Here is a 1,035-nt window from a genome sequence, read left to right on the forward strand (position 1 = left end):
TGGGATCGTAACTCGCCGGTTCATTCTACAAAAGGCACGCCATCACCCATTAACGGGCTTTGACTTGTTGTAGGCACACGGTTTCAGGATCTATTTCACTCCCCTTCCGGGGTGCTTTTCACCTTTCCCTCACGGTACTGGTTCACTATCGGTCACTAGGGAGTATTTAGCCTTGGGAGATGGTCCTCCCGGATTCCGACGGAATTCCTCGTGTTCCGCCGTACTCAGGATCCTCCTAGGTGCCTTCCAAATTTCGTCTACGGGATTCTTACCCTCTTTGATTGACCTTCCCATGTCATTCGACTATCTGAAAGAACTACCATATTGGAGTCCTACAACCCCAACAAGCAAGCTTGTTGGTTTGGGCTTTTCCCGTTTCGCTCGCCGCTACTCAGGGAATCGAATTTTCTTTCTCTTCCTGCAGGTACTTAGATGTTTCAGTTCTCTGCGTCTACCTCTAATCAGCTATGTATTCACTGAAAAGTAACATCCTATAAAAGATGCTGGGTTTCCCCATTCGGAAATCTCTGGATCATAGCTTACTTACAGCTCCCCAAAGCATATCGGTGTTAGTCCCGTCCTTCATCGGCTCCTAGTGCCAAGGCATCCACCGTGCGCCCTTGTTCACTTAACCTTACAACCTTACGGTTGGTGTTGACCACTTCTTCTAGCGATAGAAGGTTAGTCAGATAAAACAATTGAACTCATTTAAAAACTCATTCAACGCGGTGTTCTCGGTTTGTTTTGATTATTTTTGATTTCAGTATTCAGTTTTCAATGAACAAAAGATAACAACCGAAGTTGTTAATGGAGCCTAGCGGGATCGAACCGCTGACCTCCTGCGTGCAAAGCAGGCGCTCTCCCAGCTGAGCTAAGGCCCCGATGTTACTATTTAAATATAAGAGTAAACCTCTCAAAACTGAACAAAGACAAACGACATGTGTATTTCCGTAATTTTTCCTTAGAAAGGAGGTGATCCAGCCGCACCTTCCGATACGGCTACCTTGTTACGACTTCACCCCAATCATCTATCCC

Annotated in this window: 1 tRNA gene and 2 rRNA genes (1 of these 3 running past the window's edge); all 3 read right to left on the reverse strand. The window is 46.1% G+C overall.

From position 1 onward, the window contains the following. Positions 1 to 634, reverse strand: a 23S ribosomal RNA gene (locus ACYSNU_RS18725) (it extends 2,280 nt beyond the left edge of the window). Between the two features lie 174 nt (positions 635 to 808). Next, positions 809 to 881 (reverse strand) — tRNA-Ala (locus ACYSNU_RS18730). 84 nt (positions 882 to 965) lie between these two features. After that, positions 966 to 1,035: ribosomal RNA gene (locus ACYSNU_RS18735) — 16S ribosomal RNA — on the reverse strand; the annotation flags it as partial.

Source organism: Enterococcus sp. LJL120, from assembly GCF_054871765.1.